Raw genomic sequence first — 3,379 nt, 5'->3', positions numbered from 1 at the left:
TAGACCATTTATGGTCTAACTGTTAACTTGAACCGCCATCAACTTGATTTGACGAACAGCCTTTTAAATTAGAGCCTAGTACTTTTGGAATGGAAATACTTTCCAACACCAAAAATTCTAGACCCACTTATATTCTGGAGTCTAATCGCTTGCTGGCCCACTCTATTTTGTTCAGCTAAACAGTTTCCCTCTCAAAATCATAGTTGGCAACAAAATCATCAATTTCTTGAATATAATTCCGTTTTTGTTGATCACTGATCCACGAGCTGTTAAATGAATTTTTGGCAATTTGTACAACTTGGTCGACTGATAAATCATATGCTTCAGCAAGGGCCCAATAATTTTCGGAAATATAGCCACCAAAGTATGCCGGATCATCGGAATTGACGCTAACTTCAATTCCTTTGGCCAACAAATCGGTAATTTCTTTACCCTTCATATCAGCACTGACGAAACTGTTCGACTTCGGACAAGTGGTCATACCGATCTGTTTTTGATTAACAAAGTCAACCAGATCAGAATTTTCAACAATATTAGTTCCGTGATCCAGTCGCTCAACCCCAATGACTTCTAGTGCCTGCTTAATATGATCAATCGAGTCAACCTGGTCAATATCACAATGCATCGTAATATGATATCCCTGAGACACGGCGTTTTCAAAATGAGTCGCAAACTTCATTGGTGGATTATGATGCTCGTCAGAATCCAACCCGATTCCAAGAATCTTGTCACGATGTTTCTTGGCTTCCAACAACGTTTGCCGGGCAGATTCTTTAGAAAAGTCCCGCAAAAAGCACATAATTAATTGCGCATCAACACCGAAACTCTTGGCATCCTGAGTTGCCCGATAAAATCCATTAATAACCGTTTCAAAGCTGATCCCACGACTGGTATGCGCCTGGGGGTCAAAAAATAATTCAACGTGATGAACATGATTATCTTTTGCTTTTAATAGGTAGGCATAGGCCAAATCATAAAAATCCTGTTCAGTTTGTAACACAGCCAATGCTGGATAATAAACTGCCAAGAACGAAGCCAAATCATCAAACTGATAACTTTTCTTGACTTCCTCAATTGTATTCTGACCAATATTAATATGATTTTTTTGGGCCAGCTTAGACGTAAATGGTTGCTCACGAATTTAAACTAGCTACTAAATCTATTTATAATTGGCTAAATCAGGGGAGAATTGATTTCTCCTTGAATGATCTACCTGAACATGGCGTACGCCAACGGCGTAACGTTGACCAACGATCCAAATATAATCAATCTTTGGGGCGATCAATTGAACAGCGTCCCATGATGATTAATCAACGTAATCGCATCGGCGATTTTGAACTAGATACAGTCGTTGGTCCTCGTGGGTATAGTAAGGCAGTTTTATTAACTTTAATCGATCGAAAATCACGGTTCCTTTGGGCATACCGGTTAAAAGATCGGACGACAGTGACTGTTAATGAAGCACTAACTAAGTTCCTAACCACTTTTAATGGTCCGGTGCACAGCTTTACTGTGGACCGTGGCACTGAGTTTAGTGGGCTAGTATCACTTGAATCACAATATGGTATTAAGACCTATTACTGCCATGCTTATACGCCAGCCGAACGTGGTAGTAATGAACGCTTTAATCGGAATTTACGTTATTTTTATCCTAAAGGGACTCGTTTTGAACACATTAGTGCTCAAGATTTAACGACGACGTTACTCCAAATTAACCAGCGACCGCTTAAAATACTCGACTGGCAAACACCGTATCAGGTTATGCTGACAAATTTGTCCAAAAATTCGGATTAAATTTGCAATCTACCTATAGTTTAATCTATGGAATCAGAAAAAGTATACTAGTGGAAAAGTATATTTAGCGACTAGTATACTTTTTAAAATGCTTGTTTATCAGTGATTATAGGCCAATTATCATAAGTATACTTTTGCACTAGTATACTTATGACTGTTTTCTCTGATAAATGCTGTCGAAGATTTCTCTCTCTCTATCTGAAAGCGTGTTTTGCTTATATGCCTCAACAGCACTTTCTACAAGTTCATACATTTTCACGTCTTTAATGTAAGCTAGACTCTTTATCGTGTCAAAAACAGGTGGATCGACCCTTAGGCTTTTTCTGTCCGCTGCGGAGTATTTAGTAGTTTTTTGTTCATCTCTGGAATCATCGACTGTTTTTTTTATGTTCACTTCGAAGTGATCAGCATCTTTTTTAATCAAGGCCATCAGCACTTATCTCCTTTCCAAGTGGTGTTAGTTTTTTGCCATTGAGATATTTTGGCGTGTAGACATAATCGTCAGCAATATCTCCTTTACTTTCGAATTGGTCTATTCTTTCCATTAATTCCGCGTAAAGATCGGAAAAGAGTGCGAACATAGCACGATCGTGGTAGTCTTCAAACTGAACTCCGTATTCACCATAATTTTCAAGGCGTAAGTGACTTTTGATAATGGCATTGAATATATTCTGTTTACCAAAATATTTAACGGTCTTATCAACAATGAGCTGTTCAACCGTGTGAGTTTTGTCAAGCATGACTAACAGTATTCCCGCGACCTGAACATTAATCTCGTCGCTGAAGTCATCGTATAGAGTTTGAAGATAAGTGTTGGTTAGTTCCTTTGAACCCTCAAATGCGAATCTCTTGGTTTCTTGCACAACAATTACATAGTCAGTTGCAACCATTATGTTGTCGACTTTTATATCTGTTGCTGGTGGAGTGTCTATAAAAATAAAGTCATAGTCGTCTTTGATTTTATCTAGTAATTTTTTGAAGTAAAAGGTTCGTTCGTGGACACCCTTTATATGGTCGGCTACCCATGTGCCCCAGTTTCGAAAATCAGAATCTCCTGCAATGGCATCTAGATTTTCTGTTAGATGCGTGATTCCCTTACTTAGATCCTTATCATTTAAGCATCTTGTTATAGAAGCGGGCCAATTTGATTTATTAAAGGTCATACCGAGCATGAATGTACTGTTTGCTTGGAGATCCATATCAATATGTAAAACCTTTTTATGGAAAACGGTGGCAAGAGTGATTGCGAACATCACATTATTGGTCGTCTTGCCAACGCCCCCTTTTTGGTTGCTTAAAGCGATTACGTACGTCATTGATAACACTTCTCTCATAAGTATACTTCTGCTACAAATATAGTATACCATATTGAAACCTGAAATCAAGCTTTTTTATCAAAAGTATACTAATATAAAAGTATACTAATATACTCTTATACTTTTACATTAGTATACTCGTGGATTTGTGGATTAATATACTAAAAAACATCAAAAGTATACTTTTGATGTTTTTGTTTACATTTTCTTTGTTATGGTGTATGGTTACCTTAAATAAAAGAAAAGCGCCACCCAACGGCAATTGGGAA

The 3,379-nt window shown here is 37.6% G+C and carries 2 protein-coding genes and 2 pseudogenes; 1 reads left to right on the top strand and 3 read right to left on the bottom strand.

The features are described 5' to 3' along the window. Window positions 1-175: 175 nt before the first annotated feature. Window positions 176-1,117, bottom strand: a pseudogene (gene add / locus ATN92_RS03280) (adenosine deaminase); the annotation flags it as partial. An 8-nt stretch (window positions 1,118-1,125) separates the two neighbouring features. Here add and ATN92_RS03275 point away from each other — a divergent pair. After that, a pseudogene (locus tag ATN92_RS03275) lies at window positions 1,126-1,794 on the top strand (IS30 family transposase); the annotation flags it as partial. 148 nt (window positions 1,795-1,942) lie between these two features. On the opposite strand, the gene prgO reads toward ATN92_RS03275, so the two are convergent. Then, window positions 1,943-2,224, bottom strand: a complete 282-nt coding sequence (gene prgO, locus ATN92_RS03270; RefSeq protein ID WP_042255044.1) for a DNA segregation protein PrgO — start codon at window positions 2,222-2,224, stop codon at window positions 1,943-1,945. After that, window positions 2,211-3,110, bottom strand: a complete 900-nt coding sequence (prgP, locus tag ATN92_RS03265; protein WP_042255042.1) for a ParA superfamily DNA segregation protein PrgP — start codon at window positions 3,108-3,110, stop codon at window positions 2,211-2,213. The genes prgO and prgP overlap by 14 nt, the downstream gene beginning before the upstream one ends. Window positions 3,111-3,379 lie beyond the last annotated feature (269 nt).

Source organism: Companilactobacillus bobalius, from assembly GCF_009764355.1.
The sequence above is the reverse complement of the archived record's forward strand: the minus strand, read 5'-3'. Positions and strand labels throughout refer to the sequence as shown.

Bases quoted from the DNA above. Each gene is read 5' to 3' on its own strand.
- prgO (WP_042255044.1), bottom strand. From the start codon at position 2,224: ATGGCCTTGATTAAAAAAGATGCTGATCACTTCGAAGTGAACATAAAA.
- prgP (WP_042255042.1), bottom strand. From the start codon at position 3,110: ATGACGTACGTAATCGCTTTAAGCAACCAAAAAGGGGGCGTTGGCAAG.